We start from the raw sequence: 21265 nt of genomic DNA, 5'->3' as shown, positions 1-21265 counted from the left end.
CATGTGCGCTGTCGCCGTGTGGCTCAGTAGCAACGCTCGACCAGCACCCGACGGTAGCCGTAGGGGGTCCAGCGCACCCGCGGGACCGTGTAGCAGCCGCCGCCGTAGCCGTAGTCGCCGCCGCCATACCCGTAGCCGACCGGGGCGTAGCCGCCGCCGTAGCCGTAACCCGGGTAGCCGTAGCCACCGTAGCCGCCGTAGAGGCCGCCGGCCGCCAGGCCGAGGCCGACGCCGAGACCCAGCCCGCCAAGGCCGTAGCCGTAGCCGCCGCGATAGCCATAGCCGCGACCGTAGAAGCCACGGCCGTAGCCGCCGCCGTATCCGCCGCGATAGCCGAACCCGCCGCCGCGGAACCCGGCGCCCCGGAAGCCGCCGCCGAACCCGCCGCCGCGGAAGCCGCCGAAGCCGCCCCCGTGGAAGCCGCCGCCGAACCCGCCGCCATGGAACCCGCCGCCGCCGAAGCCGCGCGCATCCGCGCTGGCAGGAGCGAGCGCCAGAGCGCCCGCCGCCAGCAGGGTTGAGCAGAGCACTGCACCCTTCATCACGTCATCTCCGTCGAAAACCGCCCTCTAGCCGTAGAAACGTCGGACTGTACGAAACAGTTCAGGTGAAGACCGCGACCTGCCGCCGCTGTTCGGCAGGCGCCGCGCCGCTGGGTCGGCAAGCTCCGGGACGGCTTCGGACTCGAAAATCGCCGCTTTCAGGGGCGACAGGCGCCGCTATCGCTTCTCCGAGCAGCATGGAACGCGTCATGACGCTACGCCCGGCTCACGCCCTGTTGATCGCGCTCGTCGCGCTGACCCTGCCGCCGCGCGCCCTGGCCGCGCCCACGGCCTCCGAGCCCTGCCGGGCGGTGGAGACCCAGGGCGAGACCTTCACGGTCTGCACGATCGACCTGCGGCGGCAGCGGCTGAGGCTGTTCTGGCTGCAAACGGACGGGCGGCCCTACGGATCGCTCGGGACCCTCGCCGAGGCGCAGGGGCGGCACCTCGACTTCGCGATGAATGCCGGCATGTACGACAAGGATCAGGCGCCGGTGGGCCTCTACGTCGAGGGCGGGCGCGAGATGAAGCACGTCTCCACCGCGGACGGGCCGGGCAACTTCCACCTCAAGCCGAACGGCGTGTTCTGGGTGAAGGGCGATCGGGCGGGGGTGCTCGATACGCCCCACTACCTCCGGGCGAAGATCCGTCCGGACTATGCGACGCAATCCGGGCCCATGCTGGTGATCGACGGCCAGATCCACCCGAAGATCTCCGCCGACGGGCCGAGCCAGAAGATCCGCAACGGCGTCGGCATGGCCGAGGACGGGCACGTGGCGATCTTCGCGATCTCCGAGCGCCCGGTGACCTTCGGGGCCTTCGCGCGGCTGTTCAAGGACGACCTCGGCTGCCGCAACGCCCTGTTCCTCGACGGCTCGGTGTCGAGCCTCCACGCGCCCAATCTCGGCCGCACCGACATCAGCCGGCCGCTCGGGCCGCTGATCGGGGCGGCACCGCGGTAGGACCGGATCCGATCGACGCGACCGGGTGAAGGGCGGCTTCGGGTCTAAAACAGCCGGTCTGCTTCTGGATGAGATATGCACTGAACCGCTCGTCCGGCGTGGATCGGATGCGGCGGAGGCACCCAAACTCGCAATGTCCGGACACGAAGCTTCACGAGCTCGGGAGCAAACCCATGCGTTGGTAGCTTTCGATCAACGTGTCGAACACGTCTACATCCGAACGGCTGCGAGCGATCATCTGCGCCCCGGCGACGGCAGCATAAATGGCACGGGCCCTTAACTCACCTTCGGCTGGCGCGGCGCGTTTGGCGGCGACCAAATGTTCGCATAGCCATGCGGTGTTCACGTCGGCGAACGTTTGCACCTCCTTCAACACCGGCTCGGGCAATTCGTCATGTTCCGTCGCCATGAAGCTGCTCAGGCACATGCGATTGTCGCGCTCCAGGGATAGCCGGAAGATGCTCGGGTATCGCTGCAACGCTTCGGTTGGGCTTCGGGCATTCGTTGAGATGGCTTCGAGATCGCGGGCGATGTCTTCCCAGTAGCGCCGTGCAACCGCCTCGCCGAGGAGAGCCTTGGTGGCGAAGTGGTAGTTGATGCTGGCCGCCTTGATGCCGACGGTCGCCGCAAGGTCGCGGAAGTTGAGGCCGCCGTAGCCATAAGCCATCGCCGCCTCCCGTGCGGCTACGAGGATGGCCTCTCTCACATTCCCCTTCGACGTCGCTGCCATGTCCAACCTCCACCTGTCATATGGCAGACAGGGGTTGACGGCACAAGATACGGGCTCTAGCTTGCTACCTGTCATCTGACAGACAGGCTGAGTATCCCGAAAGCGAGCAGACGATGTCCGACAAGCTCAAGCTCTTCACCTCCCCCTCGGCGTTCCCGAACCCGCAGCGCCTGCGGATTTTCATGCACGAGAAGGGCATCGCCGACCGCTTCGACGAGACGATCTACGACATGTCGCCAGTGGGCGAGCAGCGGGGTTGGAGACACCTGAAGATGAACGCCTGGGGCGAGACGCCGACCCTTGCGCTCGCCGATGGTTCTTACCTCAGCGAGACCTCCGCCATCGCCCGCTACCTCGACGACGCGTTCGAGGGCCGCAAGATCATGGGGGCGACGGCGCATGAGCGCGGTCTCGATCAGATGTGGGACAGCCGGGTGTGGGTGCACATCCTCTACCCTATCGTCACTGCCTTCCACGTCCTGCACCAGGGATTGGGCCCGAAGCTCGAACTGACCAGCAACCCGGCTTGGGGCGAGCATTCACGTAAGGTGGCGCTGGCGCATGCTGGTCTCGTAGACCGGCACCTCGCGGATGGCCGCGACTGGCTGCTGGGTGGCGAGCAGCCGACGTTCTCCGACATCACGTTGGCGACGGCGATTGCGTTTTCCAAGTTCCCCGTCAACGCCACCCCGCTCGATGAGCGGTTCGAACATCTCGATGCCTTCTGGCGGCGCTGGCAGGCTCGACCGGCCTTCATCGCCGCGTATGCCGACCGTAGCAGCGGCGTGCCGGAGATCGACAATCGCACATGAGCGTTCGGCGGTCGGGCTTGGCAATAGCCCGACCGCAAGGCTGCTTGAAGCGGCGTTCTGCGATGGCTGCTTTGGAGGTGCGACAGCGAAGGTCCCCACCACTGGCTTGGATCGGACGTTGAATGACGGCTTGGGGTGAATTTCTGCGTGTCTACCTTTGACCGGCAAACGCGTGAAGCTGGACAGCGCTGTTTTTAGGATCCCCAGGCCCCCGGGTGCTCTCGGAAACGATCGGCTCGCGTTCCTCACCGGCAAAACAAACCATGATCCGTCGACGGTCGCCGCCTGATGCGCGTGCACGATTATCGCGCAATCAGTGCCCGGGCTCGGACTCGCTGGCTGCCAATGCACGGCCGATGGCGAACAGCAGGACATCCGTGGCGGCGCGTACATCCGCGGGGACGTCCGCCGTCAGGATGCGCTTCAGTTCCATGGCGTGATCGGCTGCCCGTTCCAGCAGATCGGCGTCCGCCGCCGAGCCGCTCGTGACGACGTAGCGCTCGCCGTCGCTACGCAGCTCGGTGATGTCGATGATAATCCCGCGTGAGCGCACCGGCTGACCCGTTGCATTCTGGTAGGTTCGTCCACGGCTCAGCAGCCAGCGCACGTGGCCGTCGGCATCAACGACGCGATACTCGGCCAGCATCAGGCCGCCGGCCTGCACCGCTGCTTGGACATGCTCGATCAGCCAAGCGTGGTCGGCTGGATGGACAGCCGCGATTGTCTCCAGACCACTGATTTCCTGTTCGGCCAGCGACGCGTCTCCAGTCAGAAGCCGAGCCGCACCAGCGTCGTACACCATCGTGCCACGCACGATGTCCCAGTCCCAACTGCCGACGACGCAGGAGGCGTCCAGTGCGGCGTGCAGCCGGTCGAGCGGCTCGCTGAAACTGTCGATCGCGTTGACCCAGGTCGTTGACCGCTGTCCCATTGGCCCGCCGCCGTAATCCAGATCAGTATAGTTTGCCCGAGTTTGCGCCGCCGTCACCAGACAAGAATGAAAAAAAATTCACGCGCAGGTTGAAAAGCATCTGCGTTATGAAGGGGCGATGCAGGTTCGCCATCATCGCCAAGCGAGATGCGTCACGTCCTGATCGAAAGCCAAGCATGCATGACGACCCCAAACCGTCGATGGCCGTCCATCGGACTGCGTCGTCCGCCCGGACGCTGGGACGCGTTGCGGACGCGCTCGGCGTGCCGGTGTCGAGCTTTGGCGAAGTGGCTGCCGACGTGGCTGCCGATCTGGGGCCAACGCATGATCCGTCTGCTCCGGAAGAGGCGGCAGTATTGGCGACAGTCCGATCTTATCTCAAGCGCGTGAGCCCCGCAGCGCGCGATCGGTTCGTGGCGGCGGTTCAGACGATGGTCAAGCTTCCTTCCGCCTGAGCAGCAAGGCGAAGAAAACTCTCCCGAAGGTGAGCCGGTCCCCCGAGATGAACGCGTCGTCTCAAGGTGTGGGAGCCGCGTCACCGCTGGCCGAACGCCGTGTCCGTGAACAGGTCCTTGTACTCCCGGGGCTGCGAGCGCCAGTACTGCTTGGGGGCCCGCACCCGGGCGCCGAGTTCGGCCGCCGCGTGCCAGGGCCAGCGCGGATCGTACAGCATGGCGCGGGCGAGCGAGATCGCGTCCGCCCGTCCCTCCTGCAGGATCGTCTCGGCTTGTTGGGCTTCGGTGATCAGCCCGACCGCGATGGTGGTGAGCCCGGTCTCGGCCTTGATCCGCTCGGCATAGGGCACCTGATAGCCCGGTCCGAGCTTGATCGCCTGCTTGGGCGAGACGCCCCCCGTGGAGACGTGGAGCGCCGGCGAACCTGCCCGCTTGAGCGCCTTGGCCAGCTCCACGGTCTCGTCGATGTCCCAGCCATCCTCGACCCAGTCGGTGGCCGAGACGCGCAGCCAGACGGGGCTCCCCGCGGGGACGACGTCGCGCACCGCGTCGTAGATCTCCAGCGGGAAGCGCATCCGGTTTTCCAGGCTGCCGCCGTACTGGTCGGTGCGCTTGTTGGCGATCGGCGACAGGAACTGGTGCAGCAGGTAGCCGTGGGCGCCGTGCAGCTCCACGGCCTCGATGCCCAGCCGTACGGCGCGTTTGGCGGTGGCCACGAACTGGTCGCGGACCCGCTTCAGGTCGCTGGCGTCCAGGGCATGGGGCGGGACCTCGCCCTCCCCATGCGCCACCGCCGAGGGCGCCTCGGTGCGCCAGCCATAGGCGTGTTCCGGCGGGATCTGCTGGCCGCCGTCCCAGGGCGCCGCGCTCGACGCCTTGCGGCCGGCATGGGCGATCTGGATGCAGACCGGGATCGGCGCGTATTCGCGGATCGCATCGAGCACGCGGCCGAGCGCCCGCTCGCAGCCGTCGCTGTAGAGGCCGAGATCCCAGGCGGTGATCCGTGCCTCCGGCGAGACCGCGGTGGCTTCCAGGGTCAGCAGGCCGGCCCCCGACATGGCGAGCTGCCCCAGATGCATCATGTGCCAGTCGGTGGCCTCGCCGTCCCGGGCCGAATACTGGCACATCGGCGCGATCAGGATGCGGTTCTCGAGCGTGAGTGCATCGAGCGTCAGCGGTTCGAACAGACGAACGGTCATCGGCAGCTCCTGGTGGAGCGGTTACTCTGGCTCAGGATCGGCGCGGGAGCCAGTGCGGTGCGACACAACACATCTGTGGACGGTCGTGGCTGGAACTTGCGAATGTAGCCGACCGTTTTCCGACCTGTCGCCGCATTGCGGCCACCGACGCGAACCGCCTGAGGGGGCGAGATCGCTTGAGGTCCTGACGATGCTCACGAGACTTGCTGCCCCGCTCCTTCTGGCTACCGGCTTCGCCGCCCTCTCCGCGCCGTCGCAGGCCCAGCCCGCCGCCTTCGGCGGCCCGAAAATGCTGATCTACGGCAATTACTGCGGGCCGGGTAACAACGCCCCGCTGCCGCCGATCGACGCCCTCGACGCAGCCTGCGCCCGCCACGACGCCTGCACGCCGAATGGCGGCCTGCCCACGCCGGCCTGCAATTTGCGCCTGCAACAGGATGCGGCGCTGATCGCCCGCGACCCGCGCCAGCCCGAGAAGCTCCGCTCGATGGCCGGCCTGATCGCGGCGACCGCGACCCTGATCCCGTCCGAGCGAGGCCCGCAGCGGATGCCGGCCTCGCTCGCCGCCCGGTCGGGCCCGGATGCTTATGCGTCGACCCTCTCCGGCCCGGCGCCGGATGCCGGCCTCCCGCCGGACGATGGCTCGGACGACGCCGATTCCGAGTGAGCGGAGCCCGCGTCCCCGGCCTCAGGCCCGGGCGCGCGGTTCCAACACGTGGGACAGGAAGAAGCGCACCATCGCGCGGCTTGCATCCGGTCCCCGCGGTTCCGTGTAGGACCCGGCGGGGCTGCCCCCGGACCAGGCATGGCCGGCCCCGTGCAACAGCCACTGCTCTTGGACGGCGCGGTCGTTCGCGTCGCTGCGGACCGTGCGGGTGTAGGCCATGCCCCCGGGGCTCGTCTCCCGCGTCACCGTCTTGGTGAGCCCCGGAGCGGCGCCGGCCTGGGCCATCACCTGATCGCCATTGGCGGCATGCACGGTGCGGTCGCCGTCGCCGTGGAACACGATGGTGGGCACCGGCTGACGGTTGGTCGCTGCGGGCCCGGCCTGCCCCTTCATCGCCGTAAGCGCACTCGGCAGGTCGCGGGCGGCCCCGCAGGCCAGCCCGGAATGGATCCCGACGGCGGCGAACAAGTCCGGGTAGGTCGCCCCCAGGATCGCCGCCGCGGCACCGCCGGCCGAGAGCCCGGCCGCATAGACCCGGGTCGGGTCCGCCGAGAACTCCGCCATCACCGCACGGGCGATGCCGGCGATGAGTTCCGGCTCCCCGCCCTCGCGGACCTGATCGCCGGCGGCGTACCAGTTCCAGCACCGCTGCATATGTGCCGACTGCGCCTGAGCCGGATAGGCAACCAGGAAGGTCTGCTCCTCGGCCAGCGCGTTCATCTGCGTGCCCGCGGCGAAATCGTCCGGATCCTGGGTGCAGCCATGCAGCATCACCACCAAGGGCAGGGCCTGACCGGTGTAGCCGCTCGGCACGTAGACCTTGTAGCGCCGGCTGCCGGCGGCGCTCGTGAACACCCGCTCCTCGAACCGCGCGCCGGGCGGGACCGCAACCGGTGACCGGCCGCGGGATGTCGGGCGTCCCTCACGCAGCGTGCGCATCATCGCCGACAGATCGAGCTCCGGCTCCGCCGCCCTGCCCCGATCCGGCCGGGGGGCCGTCCAGGCGCCGCCGGGGGCTTCGGGCGCCTCCATGTCGACGATCGTCTCATCGCCGCCGGCCGGATGGAGGGGCTGCCCCGGCTGACCATAGGTCCGCGCCCATTTGGTGAAGGCCGCCTTCTGCGCGCGCTGAAGCCGCGCCATCCGCTCGGCGAGGCGGTCGGTGCCGGGGCCGCCGTTCAGGGTGGGGTCGAATTTCGGCAGGTCGAGTTTGGACAGGTCGATTTTGGGAAAGCGGAACATGAGGCCGATCCTTCGAAAGGGGGACGGACAGGGCCGGACGGTTCACCCGCCTCTGCGACCGGCTGTGTGGGACGTCAGACGATCCGGTCGGCCAGGGCGGCCTTCACGGCAGGGCTCGCCTGGAAGGTGCCGAGTACCTCCACAGAGGCGATGGCGGCGCGGGCGAGTTCCGGTGTGACATCGCCCGCGATGGTGGCGAGGCCCAGGACCTGGATGTGCAGCGGGCGCCCGGCATCTCGAGCCGCTTCGAGATCGGCCCGCCCGTAATGCGCGATCCCGAGGCGGAGCTGGCGCCGGGCCACGGATTGGCGGACCGCATCGTCGTGGCGGTCGAGCTGGTTGCGCACGGCGGTGCGGATGAAGTCGGCCCGGTTGGCGTAGAAGCCGTCCCGGACCATCAGGTCGACGCGGCCCAGATCGACGAAGCCGAGATTGACCGTGATCTTCTCGCTGTCCGGCACCTTCGGCCGGGGCTCGGGTCCCGTGTTGTTCATCGCCTCGCCATCTCCAGGACATCCGGTTGGATGGTCTAGAGATGGTCGCGGGCTGGCGAACCGCAAGGAGCGCCTTCCGGAAATGTCAGGGTTTCGAAACGGCGAGCCCTTTCGCGCTTGCAGGGTGGAGCCCCGACACCCCCCAAAGGGCACGCCGTTTGGGAACCCTAGTTTTCGCCGATCCCTCGGTCCTTCAGGCTCTCGCCGATCTCGTCGAGGGCCGTGGCGTCGTCGATCGTGGCGGGCATCGTCCACGGTTCGTGGTCGGCGATGCGCTTCATCGTGGCGCGCAGGATCTTGCCTGACCGGGTTTTCGGCAGCCGCGGCACGGTGAGGGCCAGCTTGAAGGCGGCCACCGGGCCGATCTCGTCGCGGACCTTGGCGACCAGTTCCCGCTCGATTGCGTCGGTCGACCGGTCGACGCCGGCCTTCAGCACCACGAAGCCGCAGGGCACTTCGCCCTTGAGCGAATCGCGGATGCCGATCACCGCGCATTCGGCCACGTCCGGATGGCCGGCCAGCACCGCTTCCATGCCGCCGGTCGAGAGCCGGTGGCCGGCGACGTTGATGATGTCGTCGGTCCGCCCGAGGACCGTGATGTAGCCGTCCGCGTCGATCACGCCGGCATCCGAGGTGTCGTAATAGCCCGGGAAGGTGGCGAGGTAGCTCGACCGCATGCGCGCGTCCGAGCCCCAGAGGGTCGGCAGGCAGCCGGGCGGCAGGGGCAGGCGGATCGCGATGGTGCCCATCGTGTCGGCCGGGACGGTCTTGCCGCCCTCGTCCAGAACCTCGACCCGGTAGCCCGGCATCGGCACGCAGGTGCTGCCGTGCTTCACCGGCAGCAGGCCGAGCCCCATCGGATTGCCGGCGATCGGCCAGCCGGTCTCGGTCTGCCACCAATGGTCGACCACCGGCCGGTTCAGCACCCGCTCGGCCCAGGCGACCGAGTCCGGATCCGCGCGCTCGCCGGCCAGGAACAGGCTGCGGAACGCGGACAGGTCGTAATCGGCGATCCGGGCGCCCTTGGAATCCTCCTTCTTGATCGCCCGTAACGCCGTCGGCGCCGTGAACAGGCACACGACGCCGTACTCGGCGACCACCCGCCAGAAGGCGCCGGCATCGGGGGTGCCCACGGGCTTGCCCTCGTACAGCACCGTCGTGCAGCCGTGCAGGAGCGGCGCATAGACGATGTAGGAATGACCGACGACCCAGCCGATGTCGGAGGCGCAGAAATAGGTCTCGCCGGGCTGCAACCCGTAGAGATTGGGCATCGACCACGCGAGGGCGACCAGATAGCCGCCCGTGTCACGCACCACGCCCTTGGGCTTGCCCGTCGTTCCGGAGGTGTAGAGGATGTAGAGCGGGTCGGTGGCGGCAACTGGCACGCAGGCCGCCCGCTGCCCCGCCGCCTCGGCGTCCGCTACGGCCTCGGCCCAGTCGCGGTCCCGCCCCGGCACAAGCGTCGCGGAGCCTTGCGGGCGCTGGAGGATCAGGCAGGCCTCGGGCTTGTGGCGCGAGGCGTCGATCGCCGCGTCGAGGAGCGGCTTGTAGACGACCACCCGGTTCGGCTCGATCCCGCACGAGGCCGCCAGTATCACCTTCGGCGCCGCATCCTCGATCCGCACCGCCAGCTCGTTCGCCGCGAACCCGCCGAACACCACCGAGTGGACCGCGCCGAGTCGGGCGCACGCCAGCATGCCGAACAAAGCCTCGGGCACCATCGGCATGTACAGGATCACCCGGTCGCCCTTGCCGACGCCGAGCCCGGCCAGGATAGCGGCCAGCGTCGACACTTCATCGCGCAACGCCCGATAGGTGATGCTGCGCTTCGTGCCGGTGACGGGGGAATCGTAGCGGATCGCCACCTGCTCGGCCCGAGCTCCGTCGGCGTGGCGGTCCACCGCGTTGTGGCAGGCGTTGAGTGACCCGTCCGGGAACCAGCGGCCGTAGGGGCCGGATTCCGGCGCAAAGGCTTGGGCGGGCGTCTGCGCCCAGTCGATCGCCTGGGCCGCATCGAGCCAGAACGCCTCCGGGTCGCGGAGCGCCGCTTCGTAGATCTCGGGATAGCGGCCCGGAAGGCTGGCATTCGTCATCGGTCGGCGTTCCCCCGCGGTCCGCTCTCCGGCGGCGGCAGCAGAGTAGCGCATTCTCGTGCAGGCGCGCGACGGGGCCGCGCCCGTGAGAAACCAGCGTATGCCAAGCCGCCGAGTGGCTCTGCCTGGACCAAACGAGAACCGCCGCACCGGGGCGCCCGATGCGGCGGCGACTGTCGTGCCGGGTCTATGAACTGTGAAGACGAATCAGCGGCTCAGTGCAGGGTGTCGCCGGCCCCCCGCAGCCGGTTGATCTCGTCCTTAAGGAGGAGTTTCCGTCGCTTCAGTTCGGCGATGTGGAGGTCGTTCGCCGAAGGTCTGTGGATCGCTTCGTGAATCTCGCGCTCGAGGGCTTCGTGCTTCCGGGCGAGTTGGCTCAGATGCGTCTGCAGCGACATGAGTCGAATCTCCTGTCATCGTTTCGACACGCCAAGACTGACACAGGATGCCGCACCTGTTGAAGCGTTTTCTCCGGCTAAGCTTGGTGAAGGCTTTCCGGCATGGCTTGTCCCAGGGAAGGGCGTGACGCATGCTCTCATCGGGTGATGAGCGATCCTTTGGCCCGCAGGTGACGATGGCGGATGAGTCGGGTGAGAGCGCGCAGTCGGAACTCGAGGCCGAACTGGCCCGGTTGCGCGAGGAGCACCGGGATCTCGACAGCGCCATCGAGGCGCTGGAGCGGAGCGTCGCCGGTGATCAGCTGCAGATCCAACGCCTGAAGAAGCGCAAGCTGACCCTGCGCGACCGGATCTACCACATCGAGGACGCGATTACGCCGGACATCATCGCCTGATGCCAGTGGACGCCGTCCGGCGCAGCCTTGCCGCAGGGTCGCCGCGCCTGTAAGCGCCCTCTTTTGCCGGGATCAACGATGGTGTCGCCTCCGGTTGCGATCATCATGGGCAGCCAGTCCGACTGGGCGACCATGCGGCACGCCGCCGAGACGCTCGACGCGCTCGCCGTGCCCTACGACGCGCGCATCGTGTCGGCCCACCGCACCCCGGATCGGCTCGTGGCCTTCGCCAAGGGCGCGGTCGCGGCCGGTCTCAAGGTCGTGATCGCGGGGGCGGGCGGCGCCGCGCACCTGCCCGGCATGGCGGCGGCGATGACCCGCCTGCCGGTCTTCGGCGTGCCGGTGGAATCGAAGGCGCTTTCCGGCCAAGACAGCCTGCTGTCGATCGTGCAGATGCCGGCCGGAATTCCCGTGGGGACCCTGGCGATCGGCCGGGCCGGGGCGGTCAACGCGGCGTTGCTGGCCGCATCGGTGCTGGCGCTCTCCGACCCGGGTCTGGCGGAGCGTCTCGAAGCGTGGCGCGCGGCCCAGACCGCCTCGGTGGCCGAGCGGCCGGAGACGGAAGCGTAATCGTGACGGACGAGTTTTTCGCGTGACGGACAAGACCCTCGGCCCCGGCTCCACGCTCGGCATCGTCGGTGGTGGGCAACTCGGGCGCATGATCGCGCTCGCGGCGGCAAATTATGGGCTCAAGGTGCACGTCTACGCCCCCGACCGCGACAGCCCCGCCTTCGATGTCGCCGCCCGCACCACCTGCGCAGCCTACGACGATCCGCAAGCGCTGGCGGATTTCGCGCGCAGCGTCGATGTCGTCACCTACGAGTTCGAAAACATCCCGCACGCCACCGCCGACATCCTGGCCCGGCACGCCCCCCTGCACCCGAACGCGCGGGCGCTGTCCACCACGCAGGACCGCCTATCGGAAAAAGAATTCATCAACGGGCTCGGCATCCCGACCGCGCCGTTCCAGGCCGTCGACACGCCCGACGATCTCGACCGGGCGATCGCCACGATCGGCCTGCCTGCCGTGCTCAAGACCCGCCGATTCGGCTATGACGGCAAGGGTCAGCGCATCCTGCGCGAGCGATCCGAAGGTGACCGCAACGCCCTGTTCGCCGAGTTCGGCGGCGCGCCGCTGATCCTCGAGGGCTTCGTGCCGTTCGAGCGCGAAGTCTCGGTGGTGGGCGCCCGCGCGCACGACGGCAGCTTCGCGGCCTTCGACCTGTGCGAGAACGAGCACCGCGACCACATCCTGGCCCTGACCCGGGTGCCGGCCCCCGGCCTGACGCCCGAGACCGGCCGCGCCGCGCTCGATATCGCCAAGCGCATCGCCGACGCGCTCGATTATGTCGGTGTGCTCGCCGTCGAGATGTTCCTGGTGCGGGAGGACGGCGTCGAGCGCCTCGTGGTCAACGAGATCGCGCCGCGGGTCCATAATTCCGGCCACTGGACCATCGAGGGCGCGCGGACCTCGCAATTCGCCCAGCATGTCCGGGCGGTCTGCGGCTGGCCGCTCGGCGATCCGGCGCGGACCGGCGGCCTGCCGGTGGAGATGCGCAACCTGATCGGCGCCCAGGCCGACGACTGGCATGCGCTGCTGGCCGAGCCCGGCGCTCACCTGCACCTCTACGGCAAGGGCGAGGCCCGGCCCGGCCGGAAGATGGGGCACGTCACCCGCCTGGGATCCGAACCGGTCGGCTGAGGCCTCAAAGGCACACCCCTGCCGCTGCGTGCCGGCCTGAGCGCCTGCCGCGGGGCCGGCGCGCGCGCGGGCCATACCTTCGCCACATCCCGCCGCTTCCACCACGACGTGGTCGGTGCCGAAGGCTGCCGGTCGATTCCCCCACGCCTGGATGGGCGACGGGGCGGATCACGCAGGTGTGCTTCTTAAGCCGGCCTTCACCGTAATGCGCGACGGTCCCCCGGAGCGGGTGGACCCGGCGCGCGGCGCGGGTTTGAGAACGGCGAGGGGCGGGGCGGGCGCGCAGGATGCGGGTCGCGCCTCGGGGAGAGTGGGGCGATGATCGTACGCAACGGGCTGGCACGGAAGACGGCACTGATCGGCGCGGCCCTGGTTTCGGCCGCGGCGCTCGCGGGCTGCGAGACCGTCGGGAGCGCCGCTGGCCCGCGCCAATACGCGGTGCTGGAGTCGGACACCACGGGCGCCACAACGGTCAACATCGCGTCGCTCTCCGAGGTGATCCAGCGCAACCCGAATGACGCTGCGGCCTACACGACCCGCGGCGCCGCCTATGCCCGCGCCGGCCAGTTCAACGACGCCATCGCGGATTTCACCAAGGCGATCCAGCTCGATCCGAACTCGGCTTCCGCCTACAACAACCGGGCGCTGGCCAGCCGCCAGGTCGGCCGCGACGGTCCCGCACTGCAGGACTTCACGAAGGCAATCGGCATCGATCCGAATTACGGCCCGGCCTATATTGGTCGCGCCAATGTCGAGCGCGCCCAGGGCAACGTCGATCAGGCGCTGAACGACCTCAACGTCGCGATCCGGCTGATGCCCGAATCGGCCGAGGCCTACCACGCCCGCGGCCTCGTGCGGCAGAAGCAGGGTCAGGAGAGCCAGGCGATCGCCGATTTCGACGCCGCCATCGACCGCAACCCCTTCGTGGCCGCGCCCTACGCGGCCCGCGGCCAGAGCCTGATCGCCACCAACCAGTACGGCAAGGCGATCGAGGACTACAACGCGGCGCTCAACGTGAACAACAAGGACGCCACCTCCTGGGCGTATCGTGGCCTGGCCTACGAGAAGCAGGGCCAGCGCAAGGAGGCGATGGAGAACTACCAGCGCGCCGCGACCATCGACCCGAACAATTCCGTCGCCCGCACCGGACTCGGCCGGGTGCAGGGCGGGGTCGGCTCGCTGTTCAACTGACCGCGCGACGGCCTGAACACGGTTTCACTAGGTCGAGACCTTTTGCGGGTGCAGGGCAGAGCCCTGCAGGCGGATCTCCGCCCCCCGGAAGGGGAGCTGAGATCCGTTCGTCGAGTTTCACCCCGACACCCCACCAAAGGGCACGCCCTTTGGAAACCCTTTGTCCGCCCGGGTTACGCCGCCAGCAGGCCGTTCTCGTCCTGCGTGATCCGGCGCAGGTGGTGGGCGGTGTCGCCGAGCTGGTACTCGATCATGGCGAGCCGCTTGAAATGATGGGCGCCGATGTATTCGAGCGTCATGCCGATGCCGCCGTGGAGCTGCACCGCCTCCTGGCCGACATAGCGGCAGGCCTTGTTGATCTGGACCTTCACGGCTGACAGCGCTGCGTCCCGCGCTCTGGCGTCGGGCGTGTGCACCATCATGGCGGCGTAGAGCGCCATCGAGCGCGCCTGCTCCAGCTGGATCAGCATGTCCACGGCCCGGTGCTGCAGGGCCTGGAACGAGCCGACGCTGACGCCGAACTGCTTGCGGGTCTTGAGATACTCCACGGTGAGCCTGTGGAGCGCCTCCATGGAACCCACCGCCTCGGCGGCGAGCGCCGCGATGCCGTGCTCCACCACCCGCTCCAAAAGCGGCAGACCGCCCTCCGGATCGCCTAGCGTCGCGTCGGCCGGCAGCGTCACGTCCGAGAAGGAGACCTCGGCGGCCCGGCCACCATCCTGGGTCGGATAGGCCTCGATGGCGACGCCAGCCGCATCGGCCGGGACCAGGAACAGGCCGATCCCGTGCGGATCGCGCCGTTCGCCCGAGACGCGGGCGGAGACCACCATCAGTCCGGCCGCATCGGCATTCGGCACGATGCTCTTGCCCCCGCTCAGCACGAAACCCTCACCGCTGCGCCGGGCCGTGGTGGCCACATCGGCGAGGTCATAGCGGGACTGGCGCTCGGTATGGGCGAGGGTCAACCGCAGGTCCCCGGTGACGAGGCCGGGAACGAGGCGTTCCTTCTGCGCCGCGCTGCCGCCGAGCCGCAGGGCGGTCGAGCCGAGCACGAGGCTCGCCAGCAGCGGCTCGACCACGAGGTTGCGGCCGACCGCTTCCATGACCAGCATGGTCTCGACCGGGCCGCCGCCGAGCCCGCCCTCTTCCTCCGCGAACGGCAGGCCGGTGACGCCGAGTTCGGAAAACGCCGCCCAGCCCTCCGCGGGGAAGCCCAGCGGCGCCTTCAGCCGCGCCTGCCGGCTTTCCAGGGACGGGTAGAGATCGGCGGCGAGACGCTCGATCGAGTCGCGCAGGAGTGACTGGTCTTCGTTGAGATCAAAATCCATGGTGGCGTTCCTCTGCCCTCCTCCCCGCAAGGGGGAGGGGAAATCGCTCACAACCCCAAGATACCCTTGGCGATGACGTTGTGCTGGATCTCGTTCGAGCCGCCATAGATCGAGACCTTGCGGTTGTTGAAGTAGCTCGGCGCCGCCGCATCGACCCAGTCGAAGCCGCCGGGCAGGTTGTTGGCCCCCGCCCCGCGTGACGGCGCTGCCAGCGCGAACGGGCCGGCGAGTTCCACGAGCAATTCGGTCGCTGCCTGCTGGAGCTGCGAGCCGCGGATCTTGAGGAGCGATGAGGCCGGATCCGGCTCGACCGAATCCGCCCTGCCCTGCTTGGCCGCCACCCGCATCTGAGTGATTTCCAGGGCCTTCAGCTCGATCTCGACCTCCGCGACCCGGATCCGGAAGGCGGGATCGTCCCACATCGTGCCGGACCCGGCCGGCATCTCGCGAGCCAGCCGCTTGATCCGGGCGATCCGCTCCTTGGTCAGCCCGATCCGGGCGATGCCGGTGCGCTCGTTGGCGAGCAGGAATTTCGCGTAATCCCAGCCCTTGTTCTCCTCGCCCACGAGATTCTCGACCGGCACCCGGACGGAATCGAAGAAAACTTCGTTGACCTCGTGCCGGCCCTCCAGGGTGAGGATCGGCCGCACGGTGATGCCGGGCGTCTTCATGTCGATCAGCAGGAAGGAGATGCCCCGCTGCTTCTTGGCCTCGAAATCGGTGCGGACGAGGCAGAAGATCCAGTCGGCGTGCTGGCCGAGCGTGGTCCAAGTTTTCTGGCCGTCGACGACGTAATGGTCGCCGTCGCGCACCGCCTTGGTCTTGAGCGAGGCGAGATCGGATCCGGCGCCGGGCTCGGAAAACCCCTGGCACCACCAATCGTCGAGGTTGGCGGCGCGGGGGAGAAAGCGTTCCTTCTGGTCCTGCCGGCCGAAGGTCGCCAGCACCGGGCCGAACATGTAGCAGTTGAACTGCTGCGGCAGCGGCACCGCCGCCTGGAACAGCTCCTCCGTGTAGATGTAGCGGTGAATCGAGGTCCAATCCCGGCCGCCCCATTCCTGCGACCAGTGTGGCACCGCCCAGCCCTTGGCGTTGAGGATCCGCTGGCTGGTGACGTAATCTTCCTTCGAGAGGCTGCGCCCCTCCGAGACCTTCTTTCGGATTTCGGCCGGAATCTCCGTCCGGCAGAAGGTCTGGACCTCATCGCGGAACGCGATTTCTTCGTCGGTGAAGCGCAGGTCCATCGGCTCAGCTCCGGGCGATCTCGAACAGGCCGGCGCAGCCCTGGCCGCCGGCGACGCACATCGTCACCACGGCGTAGCGCGCGCCGCGGCGGCGGCCCTCCAGCAGGGCGTGGCCCACGAGCCGCGCGCCCGACATGCCGAACGGGTGGCCGACCGCGATGGCGCCGCCGTTGACGTTGACCTTGTCCGGGTCGATCCCGAGCCGGTCGCGGCAATAGACCGACTGGGACGCGAAGGCCTCGTTCAGCTCCCACAGGTCGATATCGGCCACTGTGAGACCCTGCCGCTCCAGCAACCGTGGCACGGCGAAGACCGGGCCGATGCCCATCTCGTCCGGCCCGCAGCCCGCAGACGCGAAGCCCCGGAAGACTCCGAGCGGTTCGAGGCCCCGCCGTGCCGCCTCTCCGGCCGACATCAGCACGCTGGCTGCGGCCCCGTCCGAGAGCTGGCTGGCATTGCCCGCCGTGATGAAGGCGCCCTCCCCGCGCACGGGTTTGAGCTTGGCGAGACCCTCCAGATTCGTGTCGGGCCGGTTGCCCTCGTCCTTGGAGAGCCGCGTCTCGACCTCCCGGGTTTCGCCGCTGGCCTTGTCGGTCACCGCCATGACCGCGCTCATCGGGACGATCTCGTCGTCGAACAGCCCGCGTTCCTGCGCCGCCGCAGTGCGGCGCTGGCTCTCCAGGGCGAAGAGATCCTGCGCCTCGCGGGAGATCTGATAGCGCTCCGCCACGATGTCGGCGGTCTCGATCATCGGCATGTAGATCGCCGGCAGATGGGCCTCCAGCCACGCGTTGCGGGTCAGCTCCCGCTGGACCTTCGGCTGGACGAGGCTGATCGACTCGACGCCACCCGCCACCGCCACCGGCACGCCGTCGAGGATGATTCTTCGGGCGGCGCTGGCGATCGCCTCCAGGCCCGAGGCGCAGAAGCGCGAGACGGTGACGCCGGCCGAATCCACCGGGATCCCCGCCACCAGGGCGGCATGCCGGGCGACGTTGCCACCCGTGGCGTTCTCCGGATAGCCGCAGCCGAGCACCACCTCCTCGACCGCCTCGGGCTCCAGCCGCGCCCGGTTGAGGGCGCCGCGGATCGCATGGGCCGCGAGGTCGGCACCGCGGGTGAGGTTCAGGGCGCCGCGATGCGCCTTGCCGATCGGCGTGCGGGCGGTCGCGACGATCACCGCGTCGGTCATGCCGGACTCCTCCGGGGTTTCCAAAGGGCGTCAGGCTCTTTGGTGGGGTGTTGGGGCAACGCCCTGACGGCTGCGGCCTCGGCCGCCAGCAGGGCGCTGCCCTGCACCCGCCAAAGGTCGCGGACCTTTGGAAACTGGACCGATGCCCGTGCGGGCCGGCACGGACTCATGCTGGGGCTTTCCAGTCGACGAAGCGGCCGCCCTCGGCGGCGAGGCGCTTCAGGAGGGGCGCCGGCTCCTGGCTGTCGTCGCCGGTCTCGACCGCGAAGCGCGACAGCGCCTCCGCGACCGTCCGCAGCCCGACCGTGTCGGCCCAATGCATCGGCCCACCGCGCCAGGCCGGCCAGTTGTAGCCGTTGATCCAAATCGTATCGATGTCGCCCGGCCGGGCCGCGATGCCCTCTTCCAGGATCCGCGCGCCTTCGTTGACCATCGGGTACATCAGCCGCGCCACGATCTCGTCGGGCGTGAAACTGCGGCGCGCGATGCCGTGCTCGTCAGCCACGCGCGTGATCAGCGCGTCGACCTCCGGATCGCGGGTGCCGGTGCGGGCGCCGTCCGGGTAGAGATAGAAACCGCGGCCGGTCTTCTGGCCGAAGCGGCCCTGCTCGGCGAGCGAATCCGCCACCGGCGCCCGGCCGCCGAAATCCTTGCGCGAGCGCCAGCCGATATCGAGCCCCGCGAGGTCGCTCATGGCGAAGGGTCCCATCCGGAAGCCGAAACCGGTCACCGCCGCATCGACCGCGTGCGGCAGCGCCCCTTCGAGCAGCAGGCGTTCGCCGGCGCGGCTGCGGCGCTCCAGCATGCGGTTTCCGACGAAGCCGAAGCAGACCCCCACCGTCACCGGCAGCTTGTTGAGGCGTTTGCCCAGGTCCACGGCGGTGGCCAGCACGTCCGGTGCGGTCTTGTCGGCGCGGACCACCTCCACGAGGCGCATGACGTTGGCCGGGCTGAAGAAATGCAGGCCGAGCACGTCCTGCGGCCGGCTTGTGACCGCCGCAATGGCGTTCACGTCGAGGTAGGAGGTGTTGGTGGCCAGGATCGCGCCAGGCTTGGCGATGGTATCGAGCTTCGAAAAGATCGCGCGTTTGACGCCCATATCCTCGAAGGCCGCCTCGATGACGATCTCGAAGTGGCTCGCGTTCTCCAGGCCGATCGCCCCGGTGATCCGGCCGATCCGCGCGTCGCGCTCGGCCTCGGTGATCGAACCGCGCTTGGCGGAGCCGGCATAGAGGCCCTTCACCCGGTCGAGGCCGCGGGTCAGGGCGCCCTCCTCCGTCTCGATCACCGTCACGGGGATCCCGGCATTGGCGAAGCACATCGCGATGCCGCCGCCCATCGTGCCGGCGCCAATGACGGCGGCCGCCTGGATGGGGCGCCGCGGGGTGTCCTTCGGCAGGCCGGGCACCCGCGCCGCCTCGCGCTCGGCGAAGAAGGCGTGGCGCAGGGCCTTGGAGCGCGGATCCTCCACCAGGGTGCGGAACTCGGCCCGCTCGGTCGCCACGGCGGCATCGAAATCCTGTTCCAGGCCAGCCCGCACGGCGCGGATCAGGGCGTGGACGTTGGTGGCGTCGGGGTCGCGCTTCACCGCCTCGGCGGCCCCCGCCTCGAACGTTTCGCGCGCCTCCGGAGTCAGCGCGTCGGACCGGTCGCGCACCCGCGGCAGGGCGCCGGAATCGGCGAGTTCGAGGGCGCGGGTCCGGGCCGCCGCCACGAGGTCGCCCAGCACCACGGCATCGACGATCCCGAGCGCCGCCGCCCGCTCGGCGGAGACCGGCTCGCCGGTCAGCATCATCGCGAAGGCGGCGTCGGGCCCGATCAGGCGCGGCAGGCGCTGCGTGCCCCCCGCCCCCGGGATGATCCCGAGCTTGATCTCCGGCAGGCCGAGCTTGGCGGACGGCGCTGCCACGCGGCCGTGGCAGGCCATGGCCAGTTCCAGGCCGCCACCCAAAGCCGCGCCGCCGATGGCCGCCACCACGGGCTTCGGGCTGGCATCGAGCCGGTCCAGCACATCCGGCAGGCTCGGCGGTTGCTGGGGCTTGCCGAACTCGGTGATGTCGGCGCCGCCCACGAACACCTTGCCGTCGGCGGCCAGCACGATCGCCCGGACCGACGCGTCCGCGATGGCCTGCGCCAAAGCCCCGTCGAGGGCCGCCCGCAGCGCGGCGCCGAGCGCGTTGACCGGCGGGTTGGCGAGCGTGAGCACGGCCACGCCGCCCGCGACCTCCTGACGAACCACCCCGGACTCCCTGTTGTTCTGCAATGCAGAATGAGTGTCTGCAATTAGTAGGGATGTTGATCGGCGACGCTGCCATCGTCAAGAACGGATCGCGGTGACCGGCAGAGCAAGGCGGCATGTTCTGCAGTGCAGAAGGCTGCTGGCCTGGAGGTTTGACCGGCGGCCCGGGGGCGTGGCATCAAAACGGCCCGGGCGGGACTCGGCTGCGGTCGGTGACCGATGGCCGGGCCGCCGGAGGCTGGGGGAGAATCGCGGTGGGCAGCATCGAGCGGGGCGCGCGGCGCGGAAGCGCCGCTGCGGCGCAGGTTCAGGCCGCGGGGAGCCGGCGGTGAGCGACGGCCCCGAACAGGTTTCCGCCGGCCGTCTGCCCGAGGCCCTGCGCGGCCGGCTCGCCCTGCCGGTGATCTGCGCGCCGATGTTCATCGTCTCCGGGCCGGAGCTGGTGATCGCCCAGTGCCTCGCCGGCGTGGTCGGCGCGTTTCCGGCGCTCAACGCGCGCCCGGCCGAACTGCTGGACGAGTGGCTGACGCGGATCACCCGCACCCTCGCGGAGGCCCGTGCCGCCGATCCGTCGAAAAGGATCGCGCCGTTTGCGGTGAACCAGATCGTCCACGCCTCGAACGACCGGCTGGCGCAGGATGTCGAGGCCTGCGTCCGGCACCGGGTGCCGATCATCATCACGTCCCTGCGGGCGCCCGACGCGGTGATCCGCCCGGTCCACGCCTATGGCGGCGTGGTGTTCCACGACGTCACAACCGTGCGCCACGCCGAGAAGGCGCTGGAGGCCGGCGTCGACGGGTTGATTCTGGTCTGTGCCGGCGCGGGCGGGCATGCGGGGACGATGAGCCCCTTCGCCCTGGTCGGCGAGATCCGGCGGTTCTACGACGGGCCGCTGATCCTGTCGGGCGCGATCACCTCGGGCGCGTCGATCCTGGCCGCCCAGGCGATGGGCGCCGACCTCGCCTATATGGGCACCCGGTTCATCGCCACCCGGGAGGCGAACGCGGCCCCGGCCTACAAGGACATGATCGCCGGCAGCGCGGCCTCCGACATCCTGTACACCCCCTACTTCACCGGCGTGCCGGGCAATTACCTGACACCGAGCATCCGCGCCGCCGGGCTCGATCCCGACGCGCTGCCGGTGCGCGACAAGACCGCGATGGATTTCGGCAGCAGCAGCGTGAAGGCGTGGCGGGATGTCTGGGGCGCCGGCCAGGGCGTCGGCACCATCGCGGATGCGCCGGCCACCGCCGATCTGGTGACGCGGCTGGCCCGGGAATACGCGGCGGCGCGGGCGCGGATGGCCGGGCTGTCGGCGGATTATGTCGGGGAGGCTGCGCCGTGAGCGTCAGGGCGCACCGGACCATCGCGGGGCAGGCGGCACTTGTCTCCCCCTTGCGGTTTCACACTGCGTCCGCCGCGCTGACGATGACGGCTGTTTCCCCCTCG

Annotated in this window: 21 protein-coding genes; 9 read left to right on the top strand and 12 right to left on the bottom strand. The window is 69.3% G+C overall.

Features of this window, described 5'->3' with window-relative positions:
- Positions 1-23: 23 nt before the first annotated feature.
- Positions 24-542, bottom strand: a complete 519-nt coding sequence (locus tag MKK84_RS11535; RefSeq protein WP_243919834.1) for a hypothetical protein — start codon at positions 540-542, stop codon at positions 24-26.
- Between the two features lie 209 nt (positions 543-751).
- On the opposite strand from MKK84_RS11535, the gene MKK84_RS11530 reads away from it, so the two are divergent.
- Positions 752-1504 carry a phosphodiester glycosidase family protein gene (locus tag MKK84_RS11530; RefSeq protein ID WP_243919832.1) on the top strand — a complete coding sequence of 251 codons (753 nt, stop codon included), beginning with the start codon at positions 752-754 and terminating at the stop codon, positions 1502-1504.
- A gap of 151 nt (positions 1505-1655) precedes the next feature.
- Here the strand turns inward: MKK84_RS11530 and MKK84_RS11525 are convergent, their stop codons facing one another.
- Positions 1656-2234 (bottom strand): TetR/AcrR family transcriptional regulator, encoded by a 579-nt coding sequence (locus MKK84_RS11525; protein ID WP_243919830.1) that lies wholly within the window; start codon positions 2232-2234, stop codon positions 1656-1658.
- Positions 2235-2347: 113 nt separating this feature from the next.
- On the opposite strand from MKK84_RS11525, the gene MKK84_RS11520 reads away from it, so the two are divergent.
- Positions 2348-3046: a glutathione S-transferase family protein gene (locus MKK84_RS11520; RefSeq protein ID WP_243919829.1), complete on the top strand. Its 699-nt coding sequence runs from the start codon at positions 2348-2350 to the stop codon at positions 3044-3046.
- Between the two features lie 313 nt (positions 3047-3359).
- Here MKK84_RS11520 and MKK84_RS11515 read toward each other — a convergent pair whose 3' ends face one another.
- Positions 3360-3977 (bottom strand): PAS domain-containing protein, encoded by a 618-nt coding sequence (locus MKK84_RS11515; RefSeq protein ID WP_243919825.1) that lies wholly within the window; start codon positions 3975-3977, stop codon positions 3360-3362.
- Between the two features lie 32 nt (positions 3978-4009).
- Here MKK84_RS11515 and MKK84_RS11510 point away from each other — a divergent pair, with 32 nt between their 5' ends.
- Positions 4010-4432: a hypothetical protein gene (locus MKK84_RS11510; RefSeq protein ID WP_243919824.1), complete on the top strand. Its 423-nt coding sequence runs from the start codon at positions 4010-4012 to the stop codon at positions 4430-4432.
- 80 nt (positions 4433-4512) lie between these two features.
- Here MKK84_RS11510 and MKK84_RS11505 read toward each other — a convergent pair whose 3' ends face one another.
- Positions 4513-5631, bottom strand: a complete 1119-nt coding sequence (locus tag MKK84_RS11505) for an NADH:flavin oxidoreductase/NADH oxidase (RefSeq protein WP_243919823.1) — start codon at positions 5629-5631, stop codon at positions 4513-4515.
- Positions 5632-5821: 190 nt separating this feature from the next.
- Between MKK84_RS11505 and MKK84_RS11500 the strand changes: the two genes are divergently transcribed.
- The gene (locus MKK84_RS11500) at positions 5822-6298 is read left to right on the top strand and encodes a hypothetical protein (RefSeq protein WP_243919821.1); all 477 of its coding nucleotides are present in this window, start codon (positions 5822-5824) and stop codon (positions 6296-6298) included.
- Between the two features lie 21 nt (positions 6299-6319).
- Here MKK84_RS11500 and MKK84_RS11495 read toward each other — a convergent pair whose 3' ends face one another.
- The 4 genes from MKK84_RS11495 to MKK84_RS11480 form a co-directional block, all read right to left on the bottom strand.
- Positions 6320-7540, bottom strand: a complete 1221-nt coding sequence (locus MKK84_RS11495) for an alpha/beta hydrolase family esterase (protein ID WP_243919819.1) — start codon at positions 7538-7540, stop codon at positions 6320-6322.
- A gap of 74 nt (positions 7541-7614) precedes the next feature.
- A complete protein-coding gene (locus tag MKK84_RS11490) occupies positions 7615-8034 on the bottom strand; it encodes a CopG family transcriptional regulator (protein ID WP_243919818.1) in 420 nt (139 codons plus the stop codon).
- Between the two features lie 167 nt (positions 8035-8201).
- A complete protein-coding gene (locus tag MKK84_RS11485; RefSeq protein WP_243919815.1) occupies positions 8202-10127 on the bottom strand; it encodes a propionyl-CoA synthetase in 1926 nt (641 codons plus the stop codon).
- 215 nt (positions 10128-10342) lie between these two features.
- Complete coding sequence (locus tag MKK84_RS11480; RefSeq protein ID WP_243919813.1) at positions 10343-10525, bottom strand: YdcH family protein; 183 nt, start codon at positions 10523-10525, stop codon at positions 10343-10345.
- A 176-nt stretch (positions 10526-10701) separates the two neighbouring features.
- On the opposite strand from MKK84_RS11480, the gene MKK84_RS11475 reads away from it, so the two are divergent.
- The 4 genes from MKK84_RS11475 to MKK84_RS11460 all read left to right on the top strand — a co-directional run bounded on the left by MKK84_RS11475 (position 10702) and on the right by MKK84_RS11460 (position 13813).
- The gene (locus MKK84_RS11475; protein ID WP_243919811.1) at positions 10702-10920 is read left to right on the top strand and encodes a YdcH family protein; all 219 of its coding nucleotides are present in this window, start codon (positions 10702-10704) and stop codon (positions 10918-10920) included.
- Positions 10921-10998: 78 nt separating this feature from the next.
- Positions 10999-11490 (top strand): 5-(carboxyamino)imidazole ribonucleotide mutase, encoded by a 492-nt coding sequence (purE, locus tag MKK84_RS11470; RefSeq protein WP_243919809.1) that lies wholly within the window; start codon positions 10999-11001, stop codon positions 11488-11490.
- A 22-nt stretch (positions 11491-11512) separates the two neighbouring features.
- Positions 11513-12622 (top strand): 5-(carboxyamino)imidazole ribonucleotide synthase, encoded by a 1110-nt coding sequence (locus MKK84_RS11465; RefSeq protein ID WP_243919807.1) that lies wholly within the window; start codon positions 11513-11515, stop codon positions 12620-12622.
- A 318-nt stretch (positions 12623-12940) separates the two neighbouring features.
- Entirely contained in the window at positions 12941-13813 is an 873-nt protein-coding gene (locus MKK84_RS11460; RefSeq protein WP_243919805.1) for a tetratricopeptide repeat protein, read from the top strand.
- A gap of 173 nt (positions 13814-13986) precedes the next feature.
- Here the strand turns inward: MKK84_RS11460 and MKK84_RS11455 are convergent, their stop codons facing one another.
- The 4 genes from MKK84_RS11455 to MKK84_RS11440 all read right to left on the bottom strand — a co-directional run bounded on the left by MKK84_RS11455 (position 13987) and on the right by MKK84_RS11440 (position 19816).
- Positions 13987-15141 (bottom strand): acyl-CoA dehydrogenase family protein, encoded by a 1155-nt coding sequence (locus MKK84_RS11455; RefSeq protein WP_243919803.1) that lies wholly within the window; start codon positions 15139-15141, stop codon positions 13987-13989.
- Between the two features lie 47 nt (positions 15142-15188).
- Positions 15189-16385 (bottom strand): acyl-CoA dehydrogenase family protein, encoded by a 1197-nt coding sequence (locus tag MKK84_RS11450; protein ID WP_243919801.1) that lies wholly within the window; start codon positions 16383-16385, stop codon positions 15189-15191.
- Positions 16386-16389: 4 nt separating this feature from the next.
- Positions 16390-17577, bottom strand: coding sequence for an acetyl-CoA C-acyltransferase (locus tag MKK84_RS11445; protein WP_243919799.1), 1188 nt, complete (start codon positions 17575-17577; stop codon positions 16390-16392).
- Between the two features lie 166 nt (positions 17578-17743).
- Positions 17744-19816 (bottom strand): 3-hydroxyacyl-CoA dehydrogenase NAD-binding domain-containing protein, encoded by a 2073-nt coding sequence (locus tag MKK84_RS11440; protein ID WP_243919791.1) that lies wholly within the window; start codon positions 19814-19816, stop codon positions 17744-17746.
- A 328-nt stretch (positions 19817-20144) separates the two neighbouring features.
- Between MKK84_RS11440 and MKK84_RS11435 the strand changes: the two genes are divergently transcribed.
- A complete protein-coding gene (locus MKK84_RS11435) occupies positions 20145-21161 on the top strand; it encodes an NAD(P)H-dependent flavin oxidoreductase (protein ID WP_243919789.1) in 1017 nt (338 codons plus the stop codon).
- The last annotated feature ends 104 nt before the right edge of the window (positions 21162-21265 follow it).

Source organism: Methylobacterium sp. E-065, assembly GCF_022829605.1.
GTDB lineage: Bacteria > Pseudomonadota > Alphaproteobacteria > Rhizobiales > Beijerinckiaceae > Methylobacterium.
Note: the sequence above shows the minus strand (reverse complement) of the source record. Positions and strands in the feature narration are given on the sequence as shown.

Excerpts from the sequence above, each read along its gene's own strand:
- MKK84_RS11535 (WP_243919834.1), bottom strand. The coding sequence starts at position 542 with ATGAAGGGTGCAGTGCTCTGCTCAACCCTGCTGGCGGCGGGCGCTCTG.
- MKK84_RS11530 (WP_243919832.1), top strand. The coding sequence starts at position 752 with ATGACGCTACGCCCGGCTCACGCCCTGTTGATCGCGCTCGTCGCGCTG.
- MKK84_RS11525 (WP_243919830.1), bottom strand. The coding sequence starts at position 2,234 with ATGGCAGCGACGTCGAAGGGGAATGTGAGAGAGGCCATCCTCGTAGCC.
- MKK84_RS11520 (WP_243919829.1), top strand. The coding sequence starts at position 2,348 with ATGTCCGACAAGCTCAAGCTCTTCACCTCCCCCTCGGCGTTCCCGAAC.
- MKK84_RS11515 (WP_243919825.1), bottom strand. The coding sequence starts at position 3,977 with ATGGGACAGCGGTCAACGACCTGGGTCAACGCGATCGACAGTTTCAGC.
- MKK84_RS11505 (WP_243919823.1), bottom strand. The coding sequence starts at position 5,631 with ATGACCGTTCGTCTGTTCGAACCGCTGACGCTCGATGCACTCACGCTC.
- MKK84_RS11500 (WP_243919821.1), top strand. The coding sequence starts at position 5,822 with ATGCTCACGAGACTTGCTGCCCCGCTCCTTCTGGCTACCGGCTTCGCC.
- MKK84_RS11495 (WP_243919819.1), bottom strand. The coding sequence starts at position 7,540 with ATGTTCCGCTTTCCCAAAATCGACCTGTCCAAACTCGACCTGCCGAAA.
- MKK84_RS11490 (WP_243919818.1), bottom strand. The coding sequence starts at position 8,034 with ATGAACAACACGGGACCCGAGCCCCGGCCGAAGGTGCCGGACAGCGAG.
- MKK84_RS11485 (WP_243919815.1), bottom strand. The coding sequence starts at position 10,127 with ATGACGAATGCCAGCCTTCCGGGCCGCTATCCCGAGATCTACGAAGCG.
- MKK84_RS11480 (WP_243919813.1), bottom strand. The coding sequence starts at position 10,525 with ATGTCGCTGCAGACGCATCTGAGCCAACTCGCCCGGAAGCACGAAGCC.
- MKK84_RS11475 (WP_243919811.1), top strand. The coding sequence starts at position 10,702 with ATGGCGGATGAGTCGGGTGAGAGCGCGCAGTCGGAACTCGAGGCCGAA.
- purE (WP_243919809.1), top strand. The coding sequence starts at position 10,999 with ATGGTGTCGCCTCCGGTTGCGATCATCATGGGCAGCCAGTCCGACTGG.
- MKK84_RS11460 (WP_243919805.1), top strand. The coding sequence starts at position 12,941 with ATGATCGTACGCAACGGGCTGGCACGGAAGACGGCACTGATCGGCGCG.
- MKK84_RS11455 (WP_243919803.1), bottom strand. The coding sequence starts at position 15,141 with ATGGATTTTGATCTCAACGAAGACCAGTCACTCCTGCGCGACTCGATC.
- MKK84_RS11450 (WP_243919801.1), bottom strand. The coding sequence starts at position 16,385 with ATGGACCTGCGCTTCACCGACGAAGAAATCGCGTTCCGCGATGAGGTC.
- MKK84_RS11445 (WP_243919799.1), bottom strand. The coding sequence starts at position 17,577 with ATGACCGACGCGGTGATCGTCGCGACCGCCCGCACGCCGATCGGCAAG.